Raw genomic sequence first — 25,905 nt, forward strand, 5'->3', positions numbered from 1 at the left:
GCGCCGGCAACCGCTAGGCTGCCCGGCGAAGGGGACCGCTCGCGAGGAGAGCCGATGACCGCAGCCCCGACTCCGCCCGCTCCCGTGGAGCTGAGCCACAACCCGCACCTCTCCGGGGTGTTCGCCCCGCAGCGGCGCGAGGTCTCGGCCGCGGAGCTACCGGTCACCGGCGTGATCCCGGCCGAGCTGAACGGCACCTACTTCCGCAACGGCCCCAACCCGCGCTTCGACCCCATCGGCACCTTCGTCTACCCGCTCGACGGCGACGCCATGGTGCATCGGATCACCCTGCGCGACGGCGCCGCCGGCTACGCCAACCGCTTCGTCCGCACGCCCATGGTGGTCGCCGAGGAGCGCGCCGGGCACGCGATCTGGGCGGGCATCACCGATCTCTACACCCCCGGCCCCGAACTCGTCGGTCCGGAGCTCGCCGGAACCAGCAGGGAACTGCCCGACATCAATGTGGTGGCGCATGCCGGGAAGTTGCTCGCCATGGCCGAGAGCGAGCAGCCCTACCGCCTCGACCCCGGCGACCTGGCCACCCTCGGCCGCGACGACTGCGCGGGCGCCATGGCGCTCGGCAGCACCGCGCACCCCAAGCTCGACCCGCGCACCGGCGAGCTCGTGCTCTTCACCTACCGGCTGGAGCCGCCCTACCTGGCCTGGTCGGTGGTGGCGCCGGACGGTTCGCTGCGCCGCGCCCCGACCCCGGTGGAGGGCGTCGACGAGCCGATCATGGTGCACGACATGGCGCTCACCGAGCGCTACATCGTGCTCTTCCTCGGCCCGCTGGTCTTCGACATCCCCGGCATGCTGAACGGCGGCTCGCTGCTGGACTGGCGGCCGGGCAACGGCACCGGGATCGCGCTCATCCCGCGCGACGGTTCGCCGGTGCGCTGGTCGCGCACCGACCCGTTCTGGGTGTGGCACTTCGCCAATGCGCACGACGACGAGCAGGGTCGGGTGGTCGTGGACTACGTGCGGTGGAGCTACCCGGGCGGGCTCGCCGACGTCGCCGAGGAGCAGCGCGGCGGGATCGAACGGGCGGTGATCGATCCGGAGTCGGGCGCGGTGCGGCGCACGGTGCTCAGCGACCGGTTCGTGGAGTTCCCGCGGATCGACGACCGGTTGATCAGCCGTCCGCACGGCACCGTCGCCACCGTGTCGAGTGGTCCCGGGCGCAATGCCTTGGTCTTCCTCGATCCCGAGCGCGACACCGAGAAGGTCTGGAACGCGGGCGATCTCGCGGTCGGAGAGCCGGTTTTCCTGCCCGGCGCCGAGCACGGCTACTGGGGTGCGATCGCCACCGACCCGGGCGATATGACCTCGCGGTTCCATATTCTCAGCGCCGAGGATCCGGCGGCGGGGCCGATCGCCTCGGTCCAGCTGCCGATCCGGGTTCCCGCCGGGTTGCACGGGGCGTGGATCAGCGCGGACAGCGACCTTCTCGACCCGCCCTGAGCTACCGCTACGGCATCTCCACCGTCTCGGCCCGCTCGATCTCGGTGAAAGCGCTGCGGACGGCGGCGGTCGCGGGCACCTGCGCGAGCGCGGCGAGATCGGCGACGAGCAGCAGCGCGGCGGGCTGGGTGACGGCGGGCGGGGGCGGGACCTCGTCCGGCTCGGTGACACCGAGCGCGCCGGTGAGCGCGGCGACGAAACCGGCCGGGTCGAGGCCGGGCAGCCAGGCGACGGTCGCGCGGACCGTGCGCGTGAGCGCGGCCTGGATGTCGTCGGCGTCCAAGCCGTCCGGGTGCGCGACCTCGAGCAGTTCGCGCAGGGCGGCGCCGAGGACCAGCCCGGTCTGCTCGGCGGGCCGCGCGGCGAGGTCGGTGGTCGCCTCGGTGAAGGCGGCCGCGTCCTGCGCGGTGATCGCGGTCAGCGCCGCCTCGATGCCGCGCTCGATCTCCCTGGCCGTCGTTGCCACGCGGCTCTCCTTCCGTCGCGGCCACTGTCTCACGCGGGGCCGACGGATCCGCGATCGGCGGCGTCGATCGGGCATTCGGCAGCGGTGATCGCGATCCGGCGCCCGGATTGTCGCGGATTTCGAGTACTGTTCGCGCAGTTCATATTTCGCCGGATGACCGGAGTCGCCGGTCTCCTTCGCGCGAGCCGCGCCACCCGCGCGGACCGGTACGCTCGGCAGCACTTGTCCGCCTCGGCGCCGAAGTGGGGGTGACGATGACCGCCGACATCGAATCGACCGGCACCGACCTGCTCGAGGTACTGACCGAGCTGGCGAGCCCGGCGGGCCGCGCCGATCCGTACCCGCTGTACCGGCGGCTGCGCGCGCTCGGCCCCGCCGTGCTCGACCCCACCGGGACGCTGCTGGTCACCGAGTACCGGCTGGCCGCCGCGCTCATCCGCGACCACCGCTTCGTCAAGCGCCCCGAGATCGCCCTGAAAGCCGCCGGGTTCGAGCACTGGCAGGAGCGCCCGGCGCTGCGGCTCATGTTCAACAGCATGCTGGTCCGCAATCCCCCGGTGCACACCCGGCTGCGCCGCTCCGCCGCAGGCGCCTTCACCGCCCGCCGGGTCACCGGGCTGCGCCCCGCCGTCGAGCGCATCGTCGACGACCTCGTCGCGGAGCTGCGCACCGCAGGCACCGCCGACTTCATCGAGGCATTCGCGTTCCCGCTGCCGGTGACCGTGATCGGCGAGCTGCTCGGCATCCCGGAGCCCGACCGCGCCCAGTTCCAGCTGCTGGTCCGGCACTGGACCGGCGTCCTCGACGGGCTCACCCCCGAGATCGTGGACCGCGCCGACCCGGCCGCCGTCGAGATCGACGCCTACTTCCGCGAGCTGCTCGCCCGCCGCCGCCGCGAACCCGCCGACGACCTCGTCTCCGCGCTGGCCCAGGTCGATGGGCTCGCCGACGACGAGATCGTCACCACCGCCGCGCTGCTCCTCGCCGCCGGTTTCGAGACCACCACCGGGCTGCTCGCCAACGGCCTCGTCGCGCTCCTCGACCATCCCGGCGAGGCGGCGGCGCTGCGCGAGCGGCCCGAGCTCGCGGTCGCGGCCACCGAGGAGCTGCTGCGCTACGACTCCCCCGTGCAGCTGCTCTCCTCGCGCACCGCGCCCGAGGAGCTCGAGGTGGCCGGCCGGGTGCTCCCCGCCGGGCAGCGGGTGATCACCCTGATCGGCGCCGCCAACCGCGACGCGGAGGTCTTCCCCGACCCCGACGTGCTCCGGCTTGACCGCGCCGACGAGGCGCCGCTCTCCTTCGGCGGCGGGCTGCACTACTGCCTCGGCGCGCCGCTGGCCAGGCTCGAAGCGCAGATCGCCTTCCCGGCCCTGCTGCGCGCCTTCCCCGATCTCGCGGTCACGGGCCCGGCCGTGCATCGCGAGGGCCTCGCCCTGCACGGGCTGATCGAGTTGCCGGTCACGACCGGGCAGGCTGTCTGAGCCGGTCACGCGCGGCCGCAACGAGAGGTTCGGCGCGAGTGGTGGAAACATTTGTCCCATTTGGGGCGTCGCGGGAGTTTCCCGGATGCCTTGTCGACCCAGATCTCCTCGCACCCGGCGGCGGTGAGCGCGTCGATCTGGGAGTTGCGAATTCCCATTGATATGTCAGTGGTGTGAGCTGGGCTTTTCCCACTTCGTGTCAGTGATTTTCCCACCGAATGTCAGTGCTGGCAGCGTTCCGCTGTGGAGGGCGACGCCGCTTGCGCAGCAGAGAGGGCGCCGATGCCGGTGTGCGGTGGGCGTCGGCGCCCTCGGGCCGGGGATGCGGTCGTACAGGCGCGGGTGGGCAGGAGCTCGGCGATGAGTTCCTCTACCCGACGGTGGATCTGATCGCGGATCGGTCGCACCGCTTCGAGGCCCTTGCCGGCGGGGTCGTCGAGTTTCCAGTCGCGGTAGGTGGTGCCGGGCAGGACGGGGCAGGCGTCGCCGCAGCCCATGGTGATCACGACGTCGGCGGCCTCGACGGTGGCGTAGGTGAGCTTGGCGGGGGTGCGGCCGGTGAGGTCGATGCCGAGTTCGGCCATGGCCTCGATGGCGGCGGGGTTGACCCGGTCGGCGGGGTCGCTTCCGGCGGAGGAGACCTCGACGGCGTCTGCGGCGAGGTGGGTGAGGAAGGCGGCGGCCATCTGGGAGCGTCCGGCGTTGTAGATGCAGACGAACAGCACGCTGGGTTTGCCGGTGGTCACTGGTCGGTCGCCTTTTCCGGTGGTGGGGATGTCGAGTTCGGTGAGCAGGGCGTGGACGCGGGCGGCGATGTCTTTGCGGATCAGGCGCATGCGTTCGATGCCGTCGATGCCGCGGGCGGAGGGCTCGTCGGTGTCCCAGCGGAGTAGCCGGGGTCCGGGCGGCAGGTCGAGTTCGGCTTCGGTGCCGAGCACGACCACGACCTCGGCGTGGGCGGCGATGGCCGGGTCGAGGGGTTTGGGGTACTCGCCGTCGACGGTGGCGCCGACCTCTTCGAGTACCTGGACCGAGAGCGGGTTGAGCGCGGTGCCGGGGTCGGTGCCCGCGGAGTGCACGCGCACGAGCCCGGGTCCGGCCTGGCGCAGGAGCGCGGCGGCCATCTGGGACTTGCCGCTGTTGCGCGCGCACACGAACAGCACCGACGGCGTCGTCGTGGCGGTCACGGCCGCACGCTGCCCTCGACCGGGTGCGCGGTGTCGGTGCGGAAGCGTGTGCGCAGGGCGAGGGAGACGTAGACGAGCGCGATGAGGACGGGGACTTCGATGAGCGGGCCGACGACTCCGGCGAGGGCTTGCCCGGAGGCGGCGCCGTAGGTGGCGATGGCCACGGCGATGGCGAGTTCGAAGTTGTTGCCCGCCGCGGTGAAGGCCAGCGTGGTGGTCCGGGCGTAGCCGAGACCCATGACCGCGCCGATGGCGTAGCCGCCTCCCCACATGAGCGCGAAATACGCCAGCAGCGGCACCGCGATCCGCACGACGTCGAGGGGCTGGTTGATGATCCGCTCGCCTTGCAGGGCGAACAGGATGACGATGGTGAACAGCAGCCCGTGGAGCGCCAGCGGCCCGATCGCGGGAAGCAGCCGGGTCTCGTACCACTCCCGGCCCTTGGCGCGTTCGCCGAGGCGGCGGGTGAGGTAGCCCGCGACCAGCGGGATGCCGAGGAAGATCAGCACCGATTTCGCGATCTGCCACGGCGAGGCGTCGATTCCGGTCTGTTCGAGGCCGAGCCATCCGGGCAGCACCGAGAGGTAGAACCAGCCCAGCACCGCGAACATGAACACCTGGAACACCGAGTTCAGCGCCACCAGCACCGCGGCGGCTTCGCGATCGCCGCAGGCGAGGTCGTTCCAGATGATGACCATGGCGATGCAGCGGGCGAGCCCGACGATGATCAGCCCGGTCCGGTACTCGGGCAGGTCCGGCAGGAAGAGCCAGGCCAGCGCGAACATCAGCGCGGGGCCGAGGATCCAGTTCAGCACCAGGGAGCCGGCGAGCAGGCGACGATCACCGGTGACGGTGTCGAGGCGGTCGTAGCGGACCTTGGCCAGCACCGGGTACATCATGATCAGCAGCCCGATCGCGATCGGCAGCGAGATACCGTCGATCTCGATCGCGCTCAGCCCGTCGCCGAGACCGGGGATCAGCCGTCCGAGCAGTAGCCCGGCGGCCATGGCCACGCCGATCCAGACCGGCAGGAACCGGTCGAGGGTGGACAGCTTGCCCACGACCGCGGGCTCGGTGGCGATGGCGCTCATGCCGGAACCCCGGCCTCGTGCGGGTGGCCGGCCTCGGCGAGCAGCAGCGCGGCCAGCCCGGTCAGCGCGTGCGGGACGAGGCGGTAGTAGACCCAGGACGCGCGCCGTTGCGAGGTGAGCAGCCCGGCGGAGCGCAGCACTTTGAGGTGGTGCGAGATCGTGGGCTGGGCCAGCTCCAGCCCGGCCGAGACCTCGCACACGCATGCCTCCTGGTTCTCGCGGGCGGCGATCGCGGAGAGCAGCCGCAGCCGCACCGGGTCGGCCAGCGCCTTGAACACCACCACCGCCTCGGCCGCGGCCTTTTCGCTGAGCGGTGCCCGGGTCAGCGGGGCGGGATCGCACCCCGCCGGGGTGCGCGGGCCCGGCACTGTTGAATTCGACATAGGTCGATATTGATCGATGTCGAACTCATCGCGCAAGCCGGGTCCGGATGACCGCAGGCGGCTGCGGCGGAAGGGGTCAGCAGCAGTCGGCGCCGGCGGCCTTCGCATCGGCCTTGGCCCGGCTGCCGCAGCAGGCGCCCTCGGCATCGGCTTCGGCGGTGCTGCCGCAGCACGCCGACATCGCCTCGGCGTCGGCGCCCTGGGTGCCCGGGGCCGTGGCGAGCAGGTCGGGAATGGCGCCGAAGTGCTCGGTGTCGGCGAGCACGGTGTAGACCTCCCAGCGCTCGGCGTCGGGGCCGGTGACCCAGACCTTGTCCTGGGTGGCGAAGCAGCACGTGGTGGCGATCTGCTCCTCGGTGAACAGCCCTGCCTCGCTCAGCCGCGCGATCTCGCCGTGCACCTGGGCGGAGGTCTCGACCTCGACGCCGAGGTGGTTGAGCCGGCCGCCGTTGCCGGGGTTCTCGATGAGAACCAGCTTGAGCGGGGGGTTGTCGACGGCGAAGTTGGCGTAGCCGGGCTTGCGCTTGGCCGGGCCGGTGCCGAGCAGGGTGGAGTAGAAGCCGATCGCGGTATCGAGGTCCTCGACGTCGAGGGCGAGCTGGATGCGGGACATGACCGCCACCTCCAAGGTGTGTGATGTATGTCGAAAAGGTTGCCGGGGCCGAGTCTGCGCCACCTATTCGACGTATGTCAAGGAGGTGGGTAGGATCGGGCCATGCCCAAGACGCTGCCCGTGATCGACATGACCTCCCCGGTGTGCTGTGCCCCGGTGGCCGCGGCGCCGGTCGATGAGGACACCGCGCTGGCGATCGCGTTGCGACTCAAGGCCATCGCGGACCCGGCTCGGGTCAGGTTGCTGTCGATCCTGCTCACCCACCCCGACGGCGAACGCAACGTCGGCGAGCTCGCCGACGCGATCGGGCTCGGGGAGTCGACGGTCTCGCATCACCTCACCCAGCTACGCCGCGCCGGGCTCATCGCCAGCGAGCGCCGCGGGATGAACACCTACCACTCGGTGCGCCGCGAAGCGCTGTCGGCACTGTGCGTGGTGCTCGACCCGAACTGCTGCCGCTGACCTCGACGACCCCGAGGTCTCAGTCGGCGGCCCGGCGCGAGATCGTTCGGCCGCGACCGCCCGATACAACGCTGAGCGGCTCGGCGCGGGCGGGCCGCCGGCCTGCTCGGCGGCGATGAGCTCGCGGTGTACCGCCAGCACGTTGCCGCGCCAGTACGCCAGGGCTGCGGGAGGCCGCGGCGAAGCGGTTGCTGGGGCTGGATCGGCGCGGAGCGTTGACCAGCGAGCACGTGCGGTTGACGCCCTGCGACGTCGACCACCACCGACCTCCCGCCGAACCGCCAGACACAGCGCCCGCATCTGACCACGAAACCAACAGCGCGGCAGCGAAATCCAGGTCAAACCGCTGTCATGCCCCACTGACACCGAAGTGGGAAAAATCCACTGACCCGCCACGGCGAACCGCACGATGGGGGCCGGTCCGGGCAACCCTCGGTTCAGGCAGGTCGGGGTGCGTACATGATGACCCCGACCCCGGCCAGACACAGCAGCGCACCGGTGACGTCGTAGCGGTCGGGCCGGAACCCGTCCACGGCCATGCCCCACAGCAGCGACCCGGCCACGAAGATCCCGCCGTAGGCGGCCAGGATGCGCCCGAAGTTCGCGTCCGGCTGGAGCGTGGCCACGAACCCGTACACGCCGAGGGCGAGCACGCCGGCGCCGATCCAGATCCAGCCGCGGTGCTCGCGCACCCCCTGCCAGACCAGCCACGCCCCGCCGATCTCGGCGAGGGCGGCCAAGACGAACAGCAGGATCGAGCGCAGCACCATCACAGCCAGTGACCGTAGCCGCCGATGTTCACCGGGTGGAGGCCGTGTCCGGTGTGCACGAACAACCCTGGGCAGACTCACCGGTATCGGCGGCTCCGCCGGTGCCCGCCGGGCTGGTGCAGGCACCGGGCCCGCAGCCCGAGCGCCGCGAGCGGGCGCGAGCCCAGAACAGCCCGCCGATCCCGCCGGCGAGCAGCGCGATGCCGAGGGGTTCGAGCCAGGAGGTGCTCACCAGTACCGACCCGCTGCCGATCAGCCCGGCCGCGAGCAGCAGCGGCGCCGCGCAGCACGCCAGGCACAACGCGGCCCCGGCGGTGATCGGCATCCACCAGCGCCGCGTGCGGGCGGTCTCAGCAGCCACAACGACCCCCCGTGGCCTCGGTGCCGGTCGTGGTGGTGCCGGTGAACGGGATCGGGCAGCACGGGGAATCGCTGCACTCCAGCAGGTCCTCGCAACCTGCGGCGATCGCGGCGACCAGGGTGTCGCGGACCGCGGTGAGCTCGGCCAGCTTCGTGTCGACCTCGATCAGTTTCGCCCGGGCGCGTTCGCGCAGCCCGGCGTCAGCGCGCCGGGATCCGAGCTGGGTGGCTTCGAGCAGGTCGGCGACCTCGTCGAGGGTGAACCCGAGGCGTTGGGCGGCCTTGATCACCCGCAGTACCGAGACCGCCTGCTCGGAGTAGACGCGGTGCCCGCCCAGGGTGCGGGCAGGCTCGGCGAGCAGCCCGCGGCGTTCGTAGTAGCGCAGGGTCTGGGCGTTGACCCCGGCCGCGGCCGCCAGCTGCGCGGTGCGCATCCCGGTCACCGGCCCGCGCCCGCGACAGCGGTCTGCGCGCGCCCAGCGAGGGCGTCGAGGACATCGAGGTGCGCGGCGGGGACCTCGATGCCCATCACCACGGTCCCGGCCGGGTCCGGGGTGAAGGAGAAGGTGAAGAACGAGCAGCACGCCGATTCGCGGGCAGCCAGATCCCGCCCGACCGGCTCGGCGTCCCCGTCCCCGGCCAGCCGCAACTCCAGCCGGGTCGGGACCGGACGCGCGGTCGCGGTCACCGAGCGGGCGAAGAACGCGTCGAACTCCGCCACCCGGGTCGGGCGCTCCACTGTCGGCAGGGTGCACGCGGAGAGGTTCATCATCTGTTCGGACAGGTCGTTGTCGGTCATATATCGACGGTAAGCCTGTATCCCGGTACCGGATGCAACCCCGAAAGCGAAGAAACTCCGTCCTCGGACGGCCGACCCGCGCAGTAGCGCTACGCGGCTCGGCGCGTGCACCACCAGCCCGTTGCTCATCACCAACACGGGCATGACCCACTGACACCGGAGCGGGAAAAAGCCACTGACATTCCAGTGGGAAATCGCAGGGAGTCGCTTCACCGGCCGCGCGCGGGGACCCGCGCGTATCGAACCGAGGCATGCCCGGAACTGTCTGTTTCACGAAGGGCCGACAGCCCCGGTTTCGCGGATCGGCGGCATGCGGCGGATCGCTGTGGTGGCGACATCGTCGGCGCGCTCGGATGTCTGGTCGCGATCGGCTGTGGACGCGATGTCGCGGGCGTGACGCAGAAACGCGGCCACGGCCGGCGACTCGGTTCCCGGTAGCCAAGCAAGGACCGAGGTGGTCGGCTCGGCGTCCGAGACGGGCAGGCAGGGCAGGCTGCGTGGGACCTGACCCGCAGCGGATGCGGGAAGTAGCGCTATCGCGCGGCGGGTGGCGGTGAGGTGGGTGAACTGGCCGATGTCGCGAATCAGGGGTCTGTTGTCGGTTCCCGGTCCGGAAGCTGTTTCCGGCCAGCGGACGATCGGTTCGCCGATGAGGTCGGCCACCGACAGGGCAGCCTGCGATGCCAGCGGATGGTCGGGCGCGAGGACCGCGATCTGGGTTTCGGTGATCAGGTCGAGGCTCTGTAGCCCGGTGAGGTCGTTGTTCGGGCGGTGCAGCAGCGCCACGTCGGCGCGACCGTCCCGCAGCATGACGATCCGCTGGTCGACACTGTGCACGATCTCGACAGGCACCGCGGCCGGATCGGAACGAAAGCTACCCAGGATCCGGTCGATCACCCCGGCATCGGTTCCAGCCTTCATCGCCACCAGCAACCGTGCGTCCACGCCGGCGCGCCGAGTGCGCGATGCGGCGCCGGCTACGGCATCGAGCGCGCGGGCTCCCTCCCGCCACAACGTTGTTCCGGCTGCGGTGAGTTCGACCTTCCGGCTGGTGCGGTACAGAAGGGTCACCCCCAGGCGCCGCTCCAGGCGCGCGATCGCGCGGGACAATGCCGGCTGGGCAATTCCCACTTTCTGGGCGGCCCTCCCGAAATGCAGCTCCTCGGCGACGGCCGCGAAATAGACCAGGTCCCGAGTCTCGAGCAGATCCATTCCTCCAGGGTATCGACCCAGAACAACTCGGTCCTGGTGTCAACGGCCATCCGGTGCTGAGCTGGGGACATGGAGATGGAACGTGCACCGATCGCACTGATCACCGGCGCCAATCGCGGAATCGGATACGAGATCGTTCGTGGATTGGGACGCCTCGGCATGACGGTCTTGGTCGGCGCTCGCGACCTCGGCCAGGGTGAACACGCTGCCGCCCGGTTGTGTGGCGATGGCATCGACGCGCACGCTGTCCATCTGGAGGTCACCAGCGGTGCTGATCCGGCTGCGGCTGCGGCGTGGATCGAGGCGGAGTACGGCCGCTTGGACGTGCTGGTGAACAACGCAGGCATTTCCGGAGCCCGCCAGGGTCAGCTGCCTGGATCGGTCGATCTCGACTCGCTTCGTGCAGTGTTCGCCACCAACGTCTTCGGCGCCGTCGCCGTCACCGAGGCGATGCTGCCCCTGCTACGCAGTTCTCCACGCGCTCGCATCGTCAATGTCACATCCGGCCTCGGCTCGATGACCCGCATGACCGACCCGCAGGACTACTTCACCGATCTGCCCGCCAATCTCGGCTACGCACCGTCGAAGTCCGCTCTCAACCACATCACCGTCCAATACGCCAAACACCTCGCCTCCCAGGCCATCCTGGTCAACGCGGCCGATCCCGGCCCCTGTGCGACCGACTTCACCAAGGATCTCCCCGGTGTGACCCGCACTGCCGCGGAGGGTGCTCGCATCGTCGTGCAGCTGGCCACTCTCGAGGAGAACGGGCCCACCGGCGGATACTTCGACGAAACCGGCCCGGTGCCGTGGTGAACTCGGAGCGATCGCCACACGACGGCGTCGCACCGCATCGGCGGGTCGGCCGAGCGTGAAGCGGGGCGATACCGGACCGTGCACAGCGTCTCAGCGCACGAACAGGCGTTCGCGCGCCGCTTCGTACTCGGCGGCGAGCCGGTCGACGACGGCGGCGGCCGGACGTACCGCGCCGACCGCGCCGACCCCGTGCCCGGCACCCCAGATGTCGCGCCACGCCTTGGCCCCGAGCGCCCCGTCGTCACCGAAGTCGATGGCCCCGGGCTCGGCACCGGCGAGCAGGGCCGGGTCGAGCCCGGCGGCGACGATGCTCGGCGCCAGGTAGTTCCCGTGCACCCCGGTGAACTTGTCGGTGTAGACGATGTCGGCGGCGTCGGAATCGACCACCATCTGCTTGTAGCCGGCCGCCGCGTTCGCCTCCTCGGTGGCGATGAACAGCGACCCGATGTAGGCCAGATCGGCCCCCGCGGCCTCGGCGGCCAGCACCGAGCGCCCGTGCGCGATCGACCCGGAGAGCGCCAGCGGCCCGTCGAACCACGCCCGGATCTCCTGCACCAGCGCGAACGGCGACTGCGTCCCCGCGTGCCCGCCCGCACCCGCCGCCACCGCGATCAGCCCGTCCGCCCCCTTGTCCACGGCCTTGCGCGCGTAGGCGTTGTGGATGATGTCGTGCAGCACGATCCCCCCGTAGGCGTGGATCCGCTCGTTGACCTCGGGGCGCGCCCCCAGCGAGGTGATCACGATCGGCACCCGGAACTCCTCGACCAGCGCCAGATCCGCCGCCAGCCGCGCATTCGTCCGGTGCACGATGAGGTTCACCGCGAACGGCGCGCTCGGCGCCTCCGGATGCGCGGCATCGTGCGCCGCCAGCGCCTCGGTGATCCGCGTCAGCCACACCCGCAGCTCGGCGAGCGGGCGCGCGTTCAGGCTCGGGAACGAGCCGACCACCCCGGCGGTGCACTCGGCGATCACCAGGTCAGGGCCGGAGACGAGGAACATCGGTGCGGCGATCACGGGCAGGCGAAGGCGATCGGCCAGAACGGGCGGCAGGCTCACGGAACATCCTCGGGGCCGGGGGTGGAACGCCCCCGAGCATAGGGACCACCCGGCGCGGTGCCGTGCGGCCGGCCGCTCTCATCGCGATCATTCCGCCGCGTCGACGTCCATCTTCTGCGCCCACCCCTCCGCCCACCGGGACAGCGGGCCGAGTACGACCATGAGTTCGAGTCCGTGCAACGTGAGGTGATAACCGCCGCGGTCGTGCCCGAGCAACTGCAGGGCGCGAAGTTCCTTCACACGGGTATTGATGGCGCCTGGATTGGAGTCACAGGCATCGACCAACGCCCTGAAGGTCAGCGAACGGCCGTCGCGAAGCTCCCAGATCACCCGGAGCGCCCCCCGCCGCCCGAGCGCGTCGAGCAGCACCATGATCGGCCGACCCGTGCTGCTGCCCCGAGTCGGTTCGCCTATCCTCAACTCATCCATGCTACAAATTTTATAGCATTTGTTCTAGGCTGGAACCTGTGACTCGCTCCAGCCCCGGCCGTGCCCGAATCGCACCGGCCCCCGAACCACTCGACCCCGGCACGCAGGCAGCGATCGACCGCGTCATGCGCGGAAACCCGCCCCTGCTCCTCTTCACCACCCTGGCCCGCGATCGGCGACTGTTCGCCAAGTTCTTCGGGAGCGGACTTCTCGATCGCGGCCACCTCACCCTGCGGCAACGCGAAATCGTCATCGACCGCACGACGGCGCTGTGCGGTGCCGAATACGAATGGGGCGTCCACATCACCCTCTTCGCCCACGCGGCGGAGTTGCCGGCCGACCAGATAACGTCCCTGCTCGACGGCGATTCCGGTGACGAATGCTGGAACGACGACGACCGCGTGCTGATCGATCTCTGCGATGCGCTCCACGCGGCCGCCACCGTGGACGACAGCCTGTGGGCGCGGCTGACGAGCCGATTCACCGAGGAGGCGATCCTCGAACTGCTGATGCTCGCCGGCTTCTACCACACCACGTCATACCTGGTGAACGCGCTCGCACTGCCACCCGAGCACGGCATGGCGCGTTTCGCCGACTACGCCGACCCCGCGAGCACGTCGGGGCGCGAGCATTGACCATGCCCGAGATCGGCTGGGGCGAGCGGTCAGTCGATGCCTTCGACGATGCGGAAGTCGCGCTCGATGCCGTCGGGGAAGGCCGCCAGCGCCTTCCGGTATGCCTCGCTCTCGTAGGCCGCGACGGCCTGTTCGAAGCTGTCGAACTCGATCAGCACGACGCGCGCCGCGATTCCGGCCTCGTGCGCGACGACTCGACCGCCACGGGACAGGACGCGCCCGCCCCCGGCCCGGACAGCCGCGCGGGCCAGCTCGTTGTAGGCGGTCAGCCGCTCGGGGGCGACGGCGGGGTAGACACTGACCCAGTAGCCCTCAGCCATGGAAACCGCCGGTATCCGCGGTTGGTTGGTTCGTCATACGGGCAGGTTAGGGCGCGGTGAGCGGTCGAGGGAAAGATCGATGCGCGATCGGCTCGGAACGATTCGTTGTCAATCGGCGGGAGGGCGTGTGGCGCCGGATACGGTGAGCCTTCGGTACTTCCTGGTGCTGGCGCGGGAGTTGAACTTCACCCGCGCGGCGGCGCGGATCGGCATCGCGCAGCCCGCGCTCAGTGCCCGGATGCGCCGGTTGGAGACCGACCTCGGCACGGCCCTGCTGGTTCGCACCACGCGGAGCGTCGAATTGACCGCGGCCGGTCTCGCCCTGGCCGAGTCGGCGCCGCAGGCGCTGGCGGCGCTGGACCGGACGTGGGACGCCGCCCGGCGTGCGGGCTCCGGTGAACTGGGCACGCTGCGCATCGGATACAGCCTCAGCACGGGGGCCGGGACGACACCGGCCCTGGTGGACAGCCTCGTGCGCGGCAGCCGGGGACTCGAGGTCCGCGCCGTCCCGATGGCGACACCGGAGATCTCGCCCGCGGTGGCCGACGGCCGGGTCGACGCGGGGATCACCCGCGGTGCACAGCCCGGGCGTGGCGTGCACCGGTTCCTGCTGCGGCGTCAGCGGCTCGGGGTCCAGCTGGCGCAGCACCACCCGCTGGCCGGACACGAGGAGATCGAGATCGCCGAGGCGGCCGCGTATCCGCTGCGTCTGCCCGACCGGGCGGCCAACCCCGCGATCCACGATCAGCTCTCCGCGCTGTTCCGCGACATCCGGCCGAGCCCCCGGCTGCACACGCCCGCGGTGTCTTTCGACATGTTCCAGCGCGACCTGCGCGACGGGCGCACCCTGGCCCCGGCCGGTGAGGCCGCGGTGGCGACACAGACGGCCGGTCTCACCTGGCGACCGCTGCGGGGCGCGCCCGGCCTGACGATCCACCTGGTCCTCCCGCGCGAGCAGTCGCCGCTACACCGCCGCATCCGTGCCGTCGCCGACACCCTCGCGCACGAGTTGCACTGGCTGCCGGAGTGAGCCGCGGCAGGCCGTGCGAGTCCGGCATCGGCTCTCAGCCGAACAGCTCCAGCAGGACATCTCGGACCCGTCCCAGCGGGCCGCCGATGGCTTCCCCGAGCCGGTCGATCGCCTCGTGGGCGGCCTGCTCACTCCAGGAGAGCACGCTGTCGAGGCCGAGCAGATACGCGATGGGCAGGACGGTGGCCGCTGCTCCGACGACCACCAGAATCGGGAAGGCGACGAGACTTCCGATGCCCTTTCCGATGCCGACGGCATCCACGTGCCCGGGGTCGTCCGGCCGGTAGACCACGGTGATCCGCGCACCGATGCGGGGGCGGGTGGTCGTGGTGTCGGCCAGGTCGACGCGGCACGGTTCGCCGGTCGGCGTGGTGAATTCCACGCTGGGCCGGTAGACGCGGTGACTGTCGGAGTCACGTTCCTCGCCGACCGAGGTGATCACGGCACGCGCCCGGTGCCCGCGCAGCCACAGCACCGCGCGCTCGACGGTCTGCCGGAGAATTCCGAACCCGATGAACAGCTGCGCCACACCGAACAGGACCGTTGCCGCCGCGCCCACGTAGTCCCAGAAACCGAGCACGACAACAGGATATGGAGCGGAAGTGACGGCGCCGGGCCCCGCGGGCGGCGATCACCTGAACAGCGGAGGTAGCCGAGCACGCCGGGCTCCGCTGGCTCAGTCCCCGGCGTTCTCCAGCGCCGCGCGCAACCGCTCCGGGTCCATGCCGAAGCCGGCGAGGCGGTTCAGGGGGATGGAGGCGATCATGCGCATCATGTCCATGCCCATGGCGCTGCCGTCACCCATGGACTCGGCCATGCCGCCGAAGACCTCCGCCAGGGCGGCCGCCGTCTCGGGGTCGGCGAGTGCTTCGCCGAGCGTGGAGTTCGTGGTGATCGGGATGCGTACCCGGTCGCCGGGCAGGTCGAGTTCGGTCTCCGCGCGCAGGTCGCGGCTGGAGGCGCCGGCCCAGAGGCGGTAGCGGCCGGGTTCCACCACCCAGGATTCGGTGCGGGTCTCCCAGTAGGCGAGATCCTCGCGCGCCACCTCGACGGTGACCTGTTCGGTCGCACCGGGTTCCAGCTCGCCGGTGACCGCGGAGCCGATGAGGGCGCGCACCGGGCGCTGCACCTGCGATTCCGGTACTCCGGCGTAGAGCTGCACCACCTCGCGGCCCGTCCGGTCGCCGGTGTTGGTGACGGTCAGCCGGGCGGTCAGGCCGTCGCTCGTGGGCTGGGCGGTGAGGTCGGTGTGGTCGAAGGTGGTGTAGGACAGGCCGTGGCCGAAGGGGTAGCAGACGTCCATGTCGCGGGCGTCGTACCAGCGGTAGCCGACGAAAAGTCCCTCGCCGTAGCGGATGTGCGAGTTCTCGCCGGGGAAGTTCAGGTAGGCGGGGGTGTCCTGGAGGCGGATCGGCACCGTTTCGGCGAGGCGGCCGGAGGGGTTCACGACTCCGAAGAGCACGTCGGCGAGTGCGCCGCCGCCCGCCTGGCCGAGCAGGGCGCCGTCCAGGACGGCGGGGGCGAGGCAGGCGACCGGCTCGAGGCGGAGTACGCCGCCGTGGGCGAGCACGACGACGGTGTCCGGCTGGGCGCGGGCGACGGCGGCGAGGAGTTCCAGCTGGTCGGCGGGGAGTTCGATGTGCTCGCGGTCGAAGCCCTCGGATTCCTGGTCGGCGGCGAGGCCGAGGAACAGGACGGCCACATCGGCTTCGGCCGCCGCTGCTGCCGCCGCGTCGTGGTCGAGGCCGTCGTGGTGGGTGACGGTGCCGTCGCCTGCCAGGGTGCGGATCTCGTCCAGCGGGGTGTCGAGCCGGGTCGGGTTGACGTGCGAGCTGCCGCCGCCCTGGTAGCGGGGTTCGGTGGCGAAGGTGCCGAGCACCGCGATCGAGCGGCCGGGGGTGAGCGGGAGCAGGTCGCGGTCGTTCTGCAGCAGGACGATGCTGCGGGCGGCGGCCTCCCGCGCGAGGCGGTGGTGCTCGTCGGCGAAGAGCGCGACCCCGGCTCCGGCTGCCTGCGCGGTGCGGGCGCCCGCGTCCGCTGCGTCGTCACCGCCGCTCGCGGCCCCGTCCCGGGTGCCGGCACCTGCTTCCCCGTCCCTGCGGGCCTGCGCGGAGTCCCGCATACCAGCATCTGCTTCCTCGGTGCCGCGGGCATGCGCGGCGCGCACCCGCTCGACCAGCCGCGCGACATTAGTCGCGGCGGCATCGACAGCCTCTTCGGACAGACTCCCGTCCTCGACCGCGGCGACCACCGACTCGTCCCCCGCACCGGCCCCGCCCGGCATGGTCAGATCCAACCCCGCCGCGACCGACGCGGGCCGATCCGAGACCGCACCCCAGTCGCTCACCACGAGCCCGTCGAACCCCCACTCCCCGCGCAGCAGGTCGGTGAGCAGCCAGCGATTGTGCGAGGCGGGCACGCCGTTGATCCGGTTATAGGAGCACATGACCGTCCACGGCCGAGCCGTGCGCACGATGTGGGAGAAGGCGCGCAGGTAGATCTCGCGCAGCGGCCTCGGGTCGATATCGGAGCTGGCCCGCATCCGATCGTGCTCGGCATTGTTCGCCGCGAAGTGCTTGAGCGAGGCCCCGACCCCCGCGCTCTGCACGCCATCCACCCAGGCCGCGCCGAGCCGCCCGGTCAGCTGCGGATCCTCCGAGTAGTACTCGAAGTTCCGCCCGCCCCGCGGATCCCGCTTGATATTCACCCCGGGCCCGAGCAGCACATCCACCCCGAGCGCCCGCGCCTCCCGCCCCAGCGCCACCCCGACGCGGCGCACCAGCGCCGGATCCCAGCTCTGCGCCAGCGCCACCGCGGGCGGGAAGCACGTCGCGGGCTCGCTCCCCGCCAGCCCGAGGTGATCGGTGGCGCCGGTCTGCCTACGCACCCCGTGCGGGCCGTCGGTCAGCACCAGCGAGCCGACCGGCCCGATCGCCTTCGTACTCCAGAAGTCCGCGCCGCTGCCGAGCGCCGCGCGTTCGGCCAGGGAAAGGTCGCTGATATCGCTCGTCATCGAGACTCCTCGGGATCGGGATTACAAAACAGTATGTCATTCGGTTTTGGTGGGCAAGGCTCTCCTAGTACAGTCACGGCGTGACTCGGCGCGGCTCGTATTCGAAGGGAATCGCCAAGCGCGAGGAGATCCTGGAAACCGCGCTCGAGCTGGTCGCCCGGGTCGGCTACGGCCGGACGACGGTCAAGGAGCTCGCCGACGCGGTCGGGCTGAGCCAGACCGGGCTGCTGCACTATTTCGGCAGCAAGGAGGAGCTGTTCACCGCGATCCTGGCCCGCAGGGACGCCGCCGACCGCGCGGCCTTCCTCGCCCCGGACACCCCGCCGGAGCTGCCCGCGGGCCTGGTCCGCCTGATCCGGCACAATGCCGAGGTACCCGGCTTGGTCGAGCTGTACACCCGCTTCTCCGCCGAGGCGGTTCGCCCCGAGCACCCCGCGCACCCGCACTTCCGCGACCGCTACCGCGAGATCCGGCAGCTGATCGGCGACAGGGTCGGCGAGCTTCAGCGCGAGGGGCAGCTCCGCGCCGATATCGACCCCGAGCGCTTCGCGGTGCTGGCGGTGGCGCTGCTGGACGGGCTGCAGGTGCAGTGGCTCTACGACCCCGAGGTCGACATGGCCGAGCACCTCACCCACCTCTGGGCCCTGCTCGCCCGCTGAGCCGGGCTTGCTCGTGCCGGGTGAACTGTGCGAGCCTCGTGCATCACCTCCGGCGGTCGACGCGCTCGTCGTGCCCCGACGACCACCAGGAGTACCCCGTGTCCACGATCAGCTGGACCGAGACGAACACCACGCACACCGCCCGCTGGCATTCCGAGAGCGGAGCCTCGCCGCGCGCGGTGATCAGCGCGGGCGACCGGATGAACGCCGACAGCGCGCACCGTCTCGCCTGCGAAGGTACCGCCCTGCTGTGGCGCGGCGACTTCCAGAACGCGCGGGCGCTGCTGCAGGCCATGCGCAGGCGCGTCGCCAGGAAACCGCCCCCGTCCGGGAAGACTCCGGCGGAATCGTTCCACCTGCACCGCCGCGCCCGCGGCCATCGGGCCCTGGTGCTCGGCAAGCTCCTCGTCCTGCTGGACGACGGCTATCGGCTGGATCTGCGCCGGGCGCCGGAGGTCCGCGCGGCCTGCCTCGACGCGTACGGCCCCGCGGGCACGCCGATGGCCGTCTCGCTCACGGAGCTGCTCGGCGTGATCGGCGCGCACCAATGGCGGGTGAACGGAGTGCCGATACCGGCGCTCGGCGCAGCCATTCACCCCCACTACGGCGTATTCTCCCCGGTCAGGGGCGAGTACATCGACCTGGTCGCGCAGACGCCGCTCCCCGCGGGCAGCCGGACCGCATTCGATCTCGGCACCGGAACGGGAGTGCTCGCCGCCGTCCTGGCCCGGCGGGGCGTCGAGCGCATCGTGGCGACCGACATCAGCCCGCGCGCCCTGGTCTGCGCCCGCGACAATGTCGGCCGCCTCGGCCTCGCCGAACAGGTCGAGGTCGTCGGGCCCGGCCTCTTTCCCGATGGCCGCGCGGACCTCGTCGTGTGCAATCCGCCCTGGATTCCGGCCCGGCCCTCGTCCGCCGTCGAGCACGGCGTCTACGACCAGGGCAGCGGCATGCTCCGCGCCTTCCTGGCCGGGCTCACCGCCCATCTCGAACCGGGCGGCGAGGGCTGGCTCATCCTGTCCGACCTGGCCGAGCACCTCGGGCTCCGGACCCGGGGTGAACTGCTGGCCGCGATCGAGGAGGCGGGGCTGCGCGTGCTCGGCAGAGCCGACACCAAGCCGGAGCATCCGCGGGTGCGCGATGCCACCGACCCGCTGCACGCGGCCAGGGCCGCGGAAGTCACCTCGCTGTGGCGGCTCGCCCCCGCCTGATGCGGTGGCCCGGTAGCGGGCGCCCGGTCGTCATCCGCGCGGACTTCCCGGTCGACCGGGTGCCGCCCCCGCTGGCTACGATGAATTAGCCGCGAACGAGGGAGCCGGGATGACGAGCACCGCGTCGGCGCGCCCGGCCGCCATTCGCCGGGCCGCGCTGGAGCTGTTCATGCGCCAGGGCTACCCGGCCACCACCATGAGCGAGATCGGCGCGCTGGTCGGCATCCGCGGGCCGAGCCTGTACAAGCACGTGGCCTCCAAGCAGGAGCTGCTCGCCGAGATCATGGACGGCATCATGGACGCCCTGCAGGACGCCCACCGGCGCGCGGTCTCCGGGACCGGCGATCCGACCGAGCGGCTGCGCCGGGCGGTGGAGGCGCACGTGCGCTACCACGCCAGGCACCGCGCGGAGGCGTTCGTCGGGAACCGGGAGATCCGCAGCCTCACCGAGCCGCACCGCTCGGCGGTGCTGGCCAGGCGCGCGGAGTACGAGCAGCGGTTCCGCGCGCTGATCGCGGACGGGGTGGCGGCCGGGGTGTTCCGGGTGACCTCCACCCGCGTCGCCTCCTACGCGGTGCTCGATCTCGGCATGGGCGTCGCCACCTGGTTCCGGGACGACGGCGAGTTCAGCGAGAACGAGATCGTCTGGCAGTACGCCGACTTCGCGCTGCGGCTGGTCGGCGCGGAGTGATCAGGTGACGGTGAAGCCGCCGTCGACGGCGAGCGTCTGCCCGGTGACGTAGCCGCCCGCGGCCCCGGCGAGGAAGACGACGGCGGCGGCGAGCTCGGCCGGGTCGCCGAGCCGGTTCACCAGCACCCGCCCGAGCTGGCTCTCCAGGTAGCCGTCGCTGTACTGGTCGGTCATCTCCGAGGTGAAGAAGCCGGGGGCGATGGCGTTCACCCGGATGCCGCGGCGCCCGCTCCACTGCTGGGCCAGGTCGCGGGTGAGCCCGATCAGCCCGGCCTTGCTGGCGGCGTAGGCGGCCTGCGGCAGCCCGGCCGTGGTGATGCCGAGCACGCTGGAGATATTGACGATGCTGCTGCCCGGCTCCATCACCGCGGCGCAGGCCTGGGCCATCCAGTAGCAGCCGTTCAGGTTCACGTCGATCACCTGGGTGAACTGCTCGGGGGTCTCGCGCAGCGCGGGGACGGCGGTGCCGATGCCCGCGTTGTTGACCAGGATGTCGACCCGGCCGAACTCGCGCACCGCGGCCTCGACGACCGTCTTCGCCTCGGCCGGGTTCGCCACGTCGAGCTGCACCGGGAGCGCGCGCTGCCCGGCCTGCTCGACCAGCAGCGCGGTCTCCTTCAGCCGGTCCACCCGGCGGGCGGCGAGCACCACGTCGGCGCCGGCCTCGGCGAGCGCGCGCGCGAAGGCGACGCCGAGCCCGGACGAGGCGCCGGTCACCACGGCCACCTTGCCGCGCAGGCTGAACAAATCGAGTACGCCGGCCACTCCGACCTCCTGGCAAATCGTGAATCGGTCCCGATCAGGCTAACAACCATTAGCCGCTGTCGTACGCTTGCCCTTCGCCCCGAGCACGGAGGATCGGCCGTTGAACAGTTCCGCCATCGACCTCGCCGCCGTCACCGCCTGGCTGGATCGGCTCGGCATCGCGCGCACCGGCGCGATCACGCTGCGGCGCATCGGATTCGGGCAGTCCAACCTGACTTTCCTGGTCCGGGACGAGGCGGAGCGGCGCTGGATCCTGCGCAGGCCGCCGCTCGGCACGCTGCTGCAGTCGGCGCACGACGTCGGGCGGGAGGCGGGCATCCTGCGCGCGCTGGAGCCCACCGATGTGCCGGTGCCGCGCATCCTCGGCGTCGCCGACCCGGGCGCGGTCACCGACAGCACCGCGGTGCTCATGGAGTTCGTGCCCGGTGTGGTGATCGACGAACCCGCCGTGCTGGAGACGATGGGACCCGAGCGCAGATCCGCCCTCGCCGCCTCCATGATGGCGGTGCTCGCCCGGGTACACGCCGTCGACCTGGACGAGACCGGGCTCACCGGCCTCGCCGGGCACGGCCCCTACGCCCAGCGCCAGCTGAAACGCTGGACCAGGCAGTGGCGGGAGAGCTGGAGCGGCGACAGCGCGCCCTTCGACGCGATCACCGAGCGGCTGGCCGCGAGCATCCCGGAGCAGCGCGAGCTGCGGCTGGTGCACGGCGACTTCCACCTGCGCAACGTGATCACCGGGCCGGACGACGGCACCGTGGTCGCCGCGCTGGACTGGGAGCTCGCCACGCTCGGCGACCCGCTCGCCGACATCGGCTACGCCCTCGCCTTCTGGCCCGACCCGGAGCTGCCCACCTTCGGCCTCGGTCTGCCCGCGCTGCCCGGTATGCCGGACCGCGCGGGCCTCGCCCGGCTCTACCTCGACGCCACCGGCCGCGACCGCACCGCCCTGCGCTTCTGGTACGTGCTCGGCATTTGGAAGATCGCCGCCATCTACGCCGGGATCATCCGCCGGGTCGAGGCCGAGCCGGCGAACCTGGCCGCAGGCGCCGCGCCGCGCGCGGCCGAGGTGCTGGCCCTGCTCGACGCCGCCGCGCAGGCCGCCGCCGAGCCGCCCTTCTGACGCTCAAGGATTCGGCACTGCGGCGCTGTCGCCGACCGGAAGCACTGCGGCGCTGTCGCCGACCGGAAGCACTGCGGCGCTGTCGCCGACGTAGGCCGCCCACAGCTCCCGGTAGGTCCCCTCGACGGCGAGCAGCTCGGCGTGCGTCCCGGTCTGCTCGATCCGCCCGCCGCGCACCACGACGATGAGGTCGGCGTCGGCGGCGGTGGCCAGCCGGTGCGCGACGACGAGGGTGGTGCGGCCCGCGGTGAGCACGTCGACGGCGGCGCGCACCCTGGCCTCGGTGGCGAGGTCGAGCGAGGCGGTGGCCTCGTCCAGGATGAGGATGTCCGGCTCGACGAGCTGCGCCCGCGCCAGCGCGAGCAGCTGGCGCTGCCCGGCGGAGAGCGCGCGGCCGTTGGGGCCGATCGGGTGGTGGTAGCCGTGCTCCAGCCCGGCGATCATCTCGTGCGCGCCGACCGCGCGCGCGGCCCACTCGATCTCGGCCGGTTCGGCGCCGGGGCGCCCGTAGGCGATCGCCGCGCGCACGGTGTCGCCGAAGAGGAACGGCTCCTGCGGGACGATGCCGAGCCGGGCCCGGAAGTCGGCGAGCCGGTAGCGGCGCAGGTCGACGCCGTCGATCAGCACCGCCCCCTCGGTCGGGTCGTAGAACCGGGCCAGCAGCTTGACCAGCGTGGACTTCCCCGCACCGGTCTCGCCGACCAGCGCGACCTTCTGCCCGGCGGCGATGCTCAGCGAGACGCCCGTGAGCACCTCCGGAGTCTCCGGGTGGTAGGCGAACGCGACGTCGCGCAGCTCGATCCGGCCCCGCAGCCGCTCGACCGGCATCGCGTCCTCGGCCTCCGGGGTGGCGACCGGGGTGCGCAGCAGCTCGCCGAGCCGGTCGACGCCGACCACGGCCTGCTGGTAGCTGTCGAAGACCTGGGACAGCTGCTGGATCGGCGCGAAGAGCAGGTCGATGTAGAGCAGGAAGGCGATCAGGGTGCCCGCGGTGAGCACGCCGTCGCGCACGTCGTGCACGCCGACCGCGAGCACCGCCGCGGTGGCGATCACCGACATCAGCTCGATGAACGGGAAGAAGACCGCCATCAGCAGCTGGCTGCGCAGCCGCGCGTCCCGGTACGACCAGGAGCGGCGCTCGAACTCGGCGCTGTTGAACGGCTCCCTGCGGTAGGCCTGGGTCACCGCGATGGTGTCGACGTTCTCCTGCAGGTAGGCGTTCACCGCCGAGACCCGCTCCCTGGCCAGCACGTAGGCGGGCACCGAGAGCCTGCGGAAGGCCGCGGTGGAGACGAACAGGATCGGCAGCAGCGCCAGCACCACCAGCGCCAGGTGCGGCTCGATCAGCAGCATGGCGATCACGACACCGCCGACGGTGACCGTGCTGGTGAGCGCGGTGGCCAGCCCGGTCTGCAGGAAGGCGGAGAGGCCGTCCACGTCGGTGGTCATCCTGGTCATGATCCGGCCGCCGAGCTCGCGCTCGTAGTACTGCAGCCCGAGCCGCTGCAGGTGCGCGAAGGTCTTCACGCGCAGGCCGTAGAGCAGCCGCTCCCCCGCCCGGCCCATCACCCGCAGCTGCCCGACGCCGATCGCCCAGTCCACCAGGCAGACGACGAGCGCGGCGGCGGCAGCGAGCAGCACCACGTCGCGGGCACCGGCCAGCACGCCGTGGTCGATGCCGTAGCGGACCAGCACCGGGATCAGGATCTGGGCCAGCGCGTCCAGCGCCACCAGCCCGAGCCCGGCCAGCAGCGGCGCCGCGAAGGGGCGGAGCAGCCGGGCGGTGCCGAAGGCCGGGTCGGGGGTGCGGGCGAAGGAGTCGGCGACCTCGGGTTCGCCGGTGACCGGCGGCAGCGCGTCGATCTGCGCCCTGACGTCACCGCTCGGCGGCGCCGCGGTCATCATGCCGCCGCCCGCGCCGCCGCGGCCGATGCCGCCGGGCGAGCCGGCCGCGCGCTGGGAGAAGGCGGCGGCGGCCTGCTCCAGCATGCGGTCGTCGTCGGTGCTGCCCGCGGGTTCGATCCAGAGCGGCGCGGTGGCCGATCGGGCCGCGCCCGCGTGCGGTTCGGCCTCGATCTCGCTGACGTCCGGCGGGGTGAAGAGCGCGCGGAAGAGCTCGCCGGAGGCGCGCAGCTGCTCGAGCGTGCCGAGCTCGGCGACCCGGCCGCCGTCCAGCACGGCGACCCGGTCGGCCAGGGCCAGCGTCGACATACGGTGCGCGACGACCAGCGTGGTGCGGCCGCGCACCTCGGCGGCGATGCGCTGGAAGATCCGCTCCTCCACCCTGGCGTCGATCGCCGAGGTGGCGTCGTCGAGAACCAGCACCGGGGCGTCGGTGAGCAGGGCGCGGGCCAGCGCGATCCGCTGGCGCTGCCCGCCGGAGAGCCGTTGCCCGCGCTCGCCGATCCTGGTGTCGAGGCCCTGCGGCAGCGCGGCGACGAACTCGTCGGCGGCGGCCAGGTGCAGCGCGTGCCGGATGGCGTCGTCGGTGGCGTCCGGGATGCCGTAGGCGACGTTGGCGCGCACGGTGCCCGCCACCAGGTGGGTGTCCTCGAAGACCACCGCGACCTCGCCGCGCACGCCGGGCAGTGCGCGGATATCGGTGCCGCCGAGGGTGATGCTGCCCGCGTCGGGGTCGAGCAGGCGCGGGATCAGCAGCGCGAGCGTGGATTTGCCGCTGCCCGCCCCGCCCGTGATCGCGACCGTCTCACCCGGCTCGAGGGTGAGGTCGAGCCCGTTCAGCACGGTGGTCGAGCCGAAGGTCACGGTCACGCCGTGAAACCCGAGCCCGGGCGGGCGTGCCGCGATAGCGGCCGCCGCGGCAGGGAGTGCCGCGGCGCCGAGGACGGATGCGGACGCTTCCGGTGGCGCCGCCGACGCGGTCGCGGAGGGTTCCGTCTCGATCACCTCGCGCACCCGGTCCAGCGCGGCCCTGCCCTGTTGGCTCACGGTGAGCAGCATGGCGAACTGCCGGATCGGCGCGACGAACGAGCCGAGGTAGGTCATGAAGGCGAGGAAGGTGCCGAGGCTCACCGAGGCGTTCAGCGCCAGCACCCCGCCGAGCACCAGGATCAGCGCCTGGCCGATGGCGGGCACCGACTGCACCGCCGGGGTGAACCGGCTGGTGATCCGGTTGACCCGGAGCCGGGAGCGGTAGAGGTCGCGGGCGGTCCCGGCCAGCTCGTCCAGCTCGCGCCGCTCCTGCCCGAACCCCTTCACCACCCGGACGCCCGCGACCGCCGCCTCCACCCGGATGGCGACCTCGGCGGCCTTGGCCTGGGCGTCCCAGTTCGCCGGGAAGAGCTCGCGCTGGCTGCGCCTGGTCAGGATCCACAGCGCCGGGATCACCAGCACCGCGACCAGGGTGAGCGTCGGCGACATGACCGTCATCAGCACCAGTGCCGCGATCAGCAGCAGCACATTGCCGGTGACGATCGGGATGAGCTGCAGGAACATCTGGATCAGGGTGACGTCGGTGATCGCCCGGCTCACCACCTGCCCGGTGCGCAGCTCCCCCTGCGCGCGGCCGTCCAGCCGCAGCAGCGCCGCGAAGAGGTCGCGGCGCAGGTCGTGCTGCACGCCGAGGGAGAGTTGCGAGGAGGTCACCCGGCGGAGGAACGAGGCGCCGAAGCGCAGCAGCCCGAGCCCGAGCAGCAGGAACGCCCAGGGAAGTACCGATGCCACGGTGCTGGTGAGGGTGTCGACCACGTGCCGCACGATGAGCGGAAGGCTCGCGGTGAGCAGCGCGGCGCCAGCGGCGCCGGTGGCCGCGCCGTACACGGCCCTCGGATGAGCCCGACATCGACGGATCAGATACCGGATCCAGTCGCCGCCCGGTTCGTTCGCTGAGGTAACCACTTCTCCATTCTGCG

The 25,905-nt window shown here is 71.8% G+C and carries 26 protein-coding genes and 2 pseudogenes; 10 read left to right on the plus strand and 18 right to left on the minus strand.

Annotated elements, in window-relative coordinates; all coding sequences use genetic code 11:
* Positions 1 to 54 precede the first annotated feature (54 nt).
* The gene (locus tag LTT61_RS02175) at positions 55 to 1,461 is read left to right on the plus strand and encodes a carotenoid oxygenase family protein (RefSeq protein WP_233018232.1); all 1,407 of its coding nucleotides are present in this window, start codon (positions 55 to 57) and stop codon (positions 1,459 to 1,461) included.
* 7 nt (positions 1,462 to 1,468) lie between these two features.
* Here LTT61_RS02175 and LTT61_RS02180 read toward each other — a convergent pair whose 3' ends face one another.
* Positions 1,469 to 1,927 (minus strand): hypothetical protein, encoded by a 459-nt coding sequence (locus LTT61_RS02180; RefSeq protein ID WP_233018233.1) that lies wholly within the window; start codon positions 1,925 to 1,927, stop codon positions 1,469 to 1,471.
* Positions 1,928 to 2,181: 254 nt separating this feature from the next.
* Between LTT61_RS02180 and LTT61_RS02185 the strand changes: the two genes are divergently transcribed.
* Positions 2,182 to 3,408: a cytochrome P450 gene (locus LTT61_RS02185; RefSeq protein WP_233018234.1), complete on the plus strand. Its 1,227-nt coding sequence runs from the start codon at positions 2,182 to 2,184 to the stop codon at positions 3,406 to 3,408.
* Between the two features lie 344 nt (positions 3,409 to 3,752).
* Here the strand turns inward: LTT61_RS02185 and LTT61_RS32785 are convergent.
* The 5 genes and pseudogenes from LTT61_RS32785 to LTT61_RS02205 form a co-directional block, all read right to left on the minus strand.
* Positions 3,753 to 4,094, minus strand: a pseudogene (locus LTT61_RS32785) (heat-shock protein HtpX); the annotation flags it as partial.
* Between the two features lie 237 nt (positions 4,095 to 4,331).
* Positions 4,332 to 4,595: pseudogene (locus tag LTT61_RS32790) on the minus strand (low molecular weight phosphatase family protein); the annotation flags it as partial.
* Positions 4,592 to 5,686, minus strand: a complete 1,095-nt coding sequence (gene arsB / locus LTT61_RS02195) for an ACR3 family arsenite efflux transporter (RefSeq protein ID WP_233018236.1) — start codon at positions 5,684 to 5,686, stop codon at positions 4,592 to 4,594. The pseudogene LTT61_RS32790 and the gene arsB, both read right to left, overlap by 4 nt.
* Positions 5,683 to 6,069, minus strand: a complete 387-nt coding sequence (locus LTT61_RS02200; protein ID WP_233018237.1) for an ArsR/SmtB family transcription factor — start codon at positions 6,067 to 6,069, stop codon at positions 5,683 to 5,685. Before LTT61_RS02200 ends, arsB begins: the two co-directional genes overlap by 4 nt.
* A 76-nt stretch (positions 6,070 to 6,145) precedes the next feature.
* Positions 6,146 to 6,682 (minus strand): ArsI/CadI family heavy metal resistance metalloenzyme, encoded by a 537-nt coding sequence (locus tag LTT61_RS02205; RefSeq protein WP_233018238.1) that lies wholly within the window; start codon positions 6,680 to 6,682, stop codon positions 6,146 to 6,148.
* Positions 6,683 to 6,784: 102 nt separating this feature from the next.
* Here LTT61_RS02205 and LTT61_RS02210 point away from each other — a divergent pair, with 102 nt between their 5' ends.
* The gene (locus LTT61_RS02210; RefSeq protein WP_233018239.1) at positions 6,785 to 7,144 is read left to right on the plus strand and encodes an Rv2640c family ArsR-like transcriptional regulator; all 360 of its coding nucleotides are present in this window, start codon (positions 6,785 to 6,787) and stop codon (positions 7,142 to 7,144) included.
* Positions 7,145 to 7,581: 437 nt separating this feature from the next.
* Here LTT61_RS02210 and LTT61_RS02215 read toward each other — a convergent pair whose 3' ends face one another.
* The 5 genes from LTT61_RS02215 to LTT61_RS02235 form a co-directional block, all read right to left on the minus strand.
* Positions 7,582 to 7,914 (minus strand): YnfA family protein, encoded by a 333-nt coding sequence (locus LTT61_RS02215; protein WP_233021301.1) that lies wholly within the window; start codon positions 7,912 to 7,914, stop codon positions 7,582 to 7,584.
* A 28-nt stretch (positions 7,915 to 7,942) separates the two neighbouring features.
* Positions 7,943 to 8,275: a hypothetical protein gene (locus LTT61_RS02220; RefSeq protein ID WP_233018240.1), complete on the minus strand. Its 333-nt coding sequence runs from the start codon at positions 8,273 to 8,275 to the stop codon at positions 7,943 to 7,945.
* On the minus strand, positions 8,265 to 8,708 hold the full coding sequence (locus tag LTT61_RS02225; protein ID WP_233018241.1) for a MerR family transcriptional regulator: 444 nt from the start codon (positions 8,706 to 8,708) through the stop codon (positions 8,265 to 8,267). Before LTT61_RS02225 ends, LTT61_RS02220 begins: the two co-directional genes overlap by 11 nt.
* 5 nt (positions 8,709 to 8,713) lie before the next feature.
* The gene (locus LTT61_RS02230; protein ID WP_233018242.1) at positions 8,714 to 9,073 is read right to left on the minus strand and encodes a hypothetical protein; all 360 of its coding nucleotides are present in this window, start codon (positions 9,071 to 9,073) and stop codon (positions 8,714 to 8,716) included.
* Between the two features lie 270 nt (positions 9,074 to 9,343).
* The gene (locus tag LTT61_RS02235; RefSeq protein WP_269821839.1) at positions 9,344 to 10,285 is read right to left on the minus strand and encodes a LysR family transcriptional regulator; all 942 of its coding nucleotides are present in this window, start codon (positions 10,283 to 10,285) and stop codon (positions 9,344 to 9,346) included.
* A 69-nt stretch (positions 10,286 to 10,354) separates the two neighbouring features.
* Here LTT61_RS02235 and LTT61_RS02245 point away from each other — a divergent pair, with 69 nt between their 5' ends.
* Positions 10,355 to 11,101 carry an SDR family NAD(P)-dependent oxidoreductase gene (locus LTT61_RS02245; protein ID WP_233018243.1) on the plus strand — a complete coding sequence of 249 codons (747 nt, stop codon included), beginning with the start codon at positions 10,355 to 10,357 and terminating at the stop codon, positions 11,099 to 11,101.
* Positions 11,102 to 11,191: 90 nt separating this feature from the next.
* Here the strand turns inward: LTT61_RS02245 and LTT61_RS02250 are convergent, their stop codons facing one another.
* Both LTT61_RS02250 and LTT61_RS02255 read right to left on the minus strand, forming a co-directional pair.
* On the minus strand, positions 11,192 to 12,157 hold the full coding sequence (locus tag LTT61_RS02250) for an NAD(P)H-dependent flavin oxidoreductase (RefSeq protein WP_233018244.1): 966 nt from the start codon (positions 12,155 to 12,157) through the stop codon (positions 11,192 to 11,194).
* An 87-nt stretch (positions 12,158 to 12,244) separates the two neighbouring features.
* Positions 12,245 to 12,586 (minus strand): transcriptional regulator, encoded by a 342-nt coding sequence (locus LTT61_RS02255; RefSeq protein WP_233018245.1) that lies wholly within the window; start codon positions 12,584 to 12,586, stop codon positions 12,245 to 12,247.
* A 38-nt stretch (positions 12,587 to 12,624) separates the two neighbouring features.
* On the opposite strand from LTT61_RS02255, the gene LTT61_RS02260 reads away from it, so the two are divergent.
* The gene (locus LTT61_RS02260) at positions 12,625 to 13,221 is read left to right on the plus strand and encodes a carboxymuconolactone decarboxylase family protein (RefSeq protein ID WP_233018246.1); all 597 of its coding nucleotides are present in this window, start codon (positions 12,625 to 12,627) and stop codon (positions 13,219 to 13,221) included.
* 29 nt (positions 13,222 to 13,250) lie between these two features.
* On the opposite strand, the gene LTT61_RS02265 is transcribed toward LTT61_RS02260, so the two are convergent.
* A complete protein-coding gene (locus tag LTT61_RS02265) occupies positions 13,251 to 13,541 on the minus strand; it encodes a DUF1330 domain-containing protein (RefSeq protein ID WP_233018247.1) in 291 nt (96 codons plus the stop codon).
* A gap of 142 nt (positions 13,542 to 13,683) precedes the next feature.
* On the opposite strand from LTT61_RS02265, the gene LTT61_RS02270 reads away from it, so the two are divergent.
* Positions 13,684 to 14,571: a LysR family transcriptional regulator gene (locus tag LTT61_RS02270; RefSeq protein ID WP_269821840.1), complete on the plus strand. Its 888-nt coding sequence runs from the start codon at positions 13,684 to 13,686 to the stop codon at positions 14,569 to 14,571.
* A 34-nt stretch (positions 14,572 to 14,605) separates the two neighbouring features.
* Here the strand turns inward: LTT61_RS02270 and LTT61_RS02275 are convergent, their stop codons facing one another.
* The gene (locus LTT61_RS02275; protein WP_233018249.1) at positions 14,606 to 15,151 is read right to left on the minus strand and encodes a DUF3592 domain-containing protein; all 546 of its coding nucleotides are present in this window, start codon (positions 15,149 to 15,151) and stop codon (positions 14,606 to 14,608) included.
* A gap of 96 nt (positions 15,152 to 15,247) precedes the next feature.
* A complete protein-coding gene (locus tag LTT61_RS02280; protein ID WP_233018250.1) occupies positions 15,248 to 17,584 on the minus strand; it encodes a glycoside hydrolase family 3 C-terminal domain-containing protein in 2,337 nt (778 codons plus the stop codon).
* An 80-nt stretch (positions 17,585 to 17,664) separates the two neighbouring features.
* On the opposite strand from LTT61_RS02280, the gene LTT61_RS02285 reads away from it, so the two are divergent.
* The 3 genes from LTT61_RS02285 (at position 17,665) to LTT61_RS02295 (ending at position 20,145) form a co-directional block, all read left to right on the plus strand.
* Entirely contained in the window at positions 17,665 to 18,243 is a 579-nt protein-coding gene (locus LTT61_RS02285; RefSeq protein ID WP_233018251.1) for a TetR/AcrR family transcriptional regulator, read from the plus strand.
* A gap of 98 nt (positions 18,244 to 18,341) precedes the next feature.
* Positions 18,342 to 19,454 (plus strand): methyltransferase, encoded by a 1,113-nt coding sequence (locus tag LTT61_RS02290; RefSeq protein ID WP_233018252.1) that lies wholly within the window; start codon positions 18,342 to 18,344, stop codon positions 19,452 to 19,454.
* Positions 19,455 to 19,563: 109 nt separating this feature from the next.
* Entirely contained in the window at positions 19,564 to 20,145 is a 582-nt protein-coding gene (locus LTT61_RS02295; RefSeq protein WP_233018253.1) for a TetR/AcrR family transcriptional regulator, read from the plus strand.
* Here LTT61_RS02295 and LTT61_RS02300 read toward each other — a convergent pair whose 3' ends face one another.
* Positions 20,146 to 20,910: an SDR family NAD(P)-dependent oxidoreductase gene (locus tag LTT61_RS02300; protein ID WP_233018254.1), complete on the minus strand. Its 765-nt coding sequence runs from the start codon at positions 20,908 to 20,910 to the stop codon at positions 20,146 to 20,148.
* Positions 20,911 to 21,010: 100 nt separating this feature from the next.
* On the opposite strand from LTT61_RS02300, the gene LTT61_RS02305 reads away from it, so the two are divergent.
* Positions 21,011 to 22,033, plus strand: coding sequence for a phosphotransferase family protein (locus LTT61_RS02305; protein WP_233018255.1), 1,023 nt, complete (start codon positions 21,011 to 21,013; stop codon positions 22,031 to 22,033).
* A gap of 3 nt (positions 22,034 to 22,036) precedes the next feature.
* Here the strand turns inward: LTT61_RS02305 and LTT61_RS02310 are convergent, their stop codons facing one another.
* Positions 22,037 to 25,891, minus strand: a complete 3,855-nt coding sequence (locus tag LTT61_RS02310) for an ABC transporter ATP-binding protein (protein WP_420094729.1) — start codon at positions 25,889 to 25,891, stop codon at positions 22,037 to 22,039.
* Positions 25,892 to 25,905: the final 14 nt, after the last annotated feature.

This window comes from Nocardia asteroides (assembly GCF_021183625.1).
In the GTDB taxonomy this organism is placed as follows: domain Bacteria; phylum Actinomycetota; class Actinomycetes; order Mycobacteriales; family Mycobacteriaceae; genus Nocardia; species Nocardia asteroides_A.

What these genes read in the sequence shown, in the direction of transcription:
- LTT61_RS02175 (WP_233018232.1), top strand. Translation starts at nt 55, where the DNA reads ATGACCGCAGCCCCGACTCCGCCCGCTCCCGTGGAGCTGAGCCACAAC.
- LTT61_RS02185 (WP_233018234.1), top strand. Translation starts at nt 2,182, where the DNA reads ATGACCGCCGACATCGAATCGACCGGCACCGACCTGCTCGAGGTACTG.
- arsB (WP_233018236.1), bottom strand. Translation starts at nt 5,686, where the DNA reads ATGAGCGCCATCGCCACCGAGCCCGCGGTCGTGGGCAAGCTGTCCACC.
- LTT61_RS02200 (WP_233018237.1), bottom strand. Translation starts at nt 6,069, where the DNA reads ATGTCGAATTCAACAGTGCCGGGCCCGCGCACCCCGGCGGGGTGCGAT.
- LTT61_RS02205 (WP_233018238.1), bottom strand. Translation starts at nt 6,682, where the DNA reads ATGTCCCGCATCCAGCTCGCCCTCGACGTCGAGGACCTCGATACCGCG.
- LTT61_RS02210 (WP_233018239.1), top strand. Translation starts at nt 6,785, where the DNA reads ATGCCCAAGACGCTGCCCGTGATCGACATGACCTCCCCGGTGTGCTGT.
- LTT61_RS02215 (WP_233021301.1), bottom strand. Translation starts at nt 7,914, where the DNA reads ATGGTGCTGCGCTCGATCCTGCTGTTCGTCTTGGCCGCCCTCGCCGAG.
- LTT61_RS02225 (WP_233018241.1), bottom strand. Translation starts at nt 8,708, where the DNA reads ATGCGCACCGCGCAGCTGGCGGCCGCGGCCGGGGTCAACGCCCAGACC.
- LTT61_RS02230 (WP_233018242.1), bottom strand. Translation starts at nt 9,073, where the DNA reads ATGACCGACAACGACCTGTCCGAACAGATGATGAACCTCTCCGCGTGC.
- LTT61_RS02235 (WP_269821839.1), bottom strand. Translation starts at nt 10,285, where the DNA reads ATGGATCTGCTCGAGACTCGGGACCTGGTCTATTTCGCGGCCGTCGCC.
- LTT61_RS02245 (WP_233018243.1), top strand. Translation starts at nt 10,355, where the DNA reads ATGGAGATGGAACGTGCACCGATCGCACTGATCACCGGCGCCAATCGC.
- LTT61_RS02255 (WP_233018245.1), bottom strand. Translation starts at nt 12,586, where the DNA reads ATGGATGAGTTGAGGATAGGCGAACCGACTCGGGGCAGCAGCACGGGT.
- LTT61_RS02265 (WP_233018247.1), bottom strand. Translation starts at nt 13,541, where the DNA reads ATGGCTGAGGGCTACTGGGTCAGTGTCTACCCCGCCGTCGCCCCCGAG.
- LTT61_RS02280 (WP_233018250.1), bottom strand. Translation starts at nt 17,584, where the DNA reads ATGACGAGCGATATCAGCGACCTTTCCCTGGCCGAACGCGCGGCGCTC.
- LTT61_RS02295 (WP_233018253.1), top strand. Translation starts at nt 19,564, where the DNA reads ATGACGAGCACCGCGTCGGCGCGCCCGGCCGCCATTCGCCGGGCCGCG.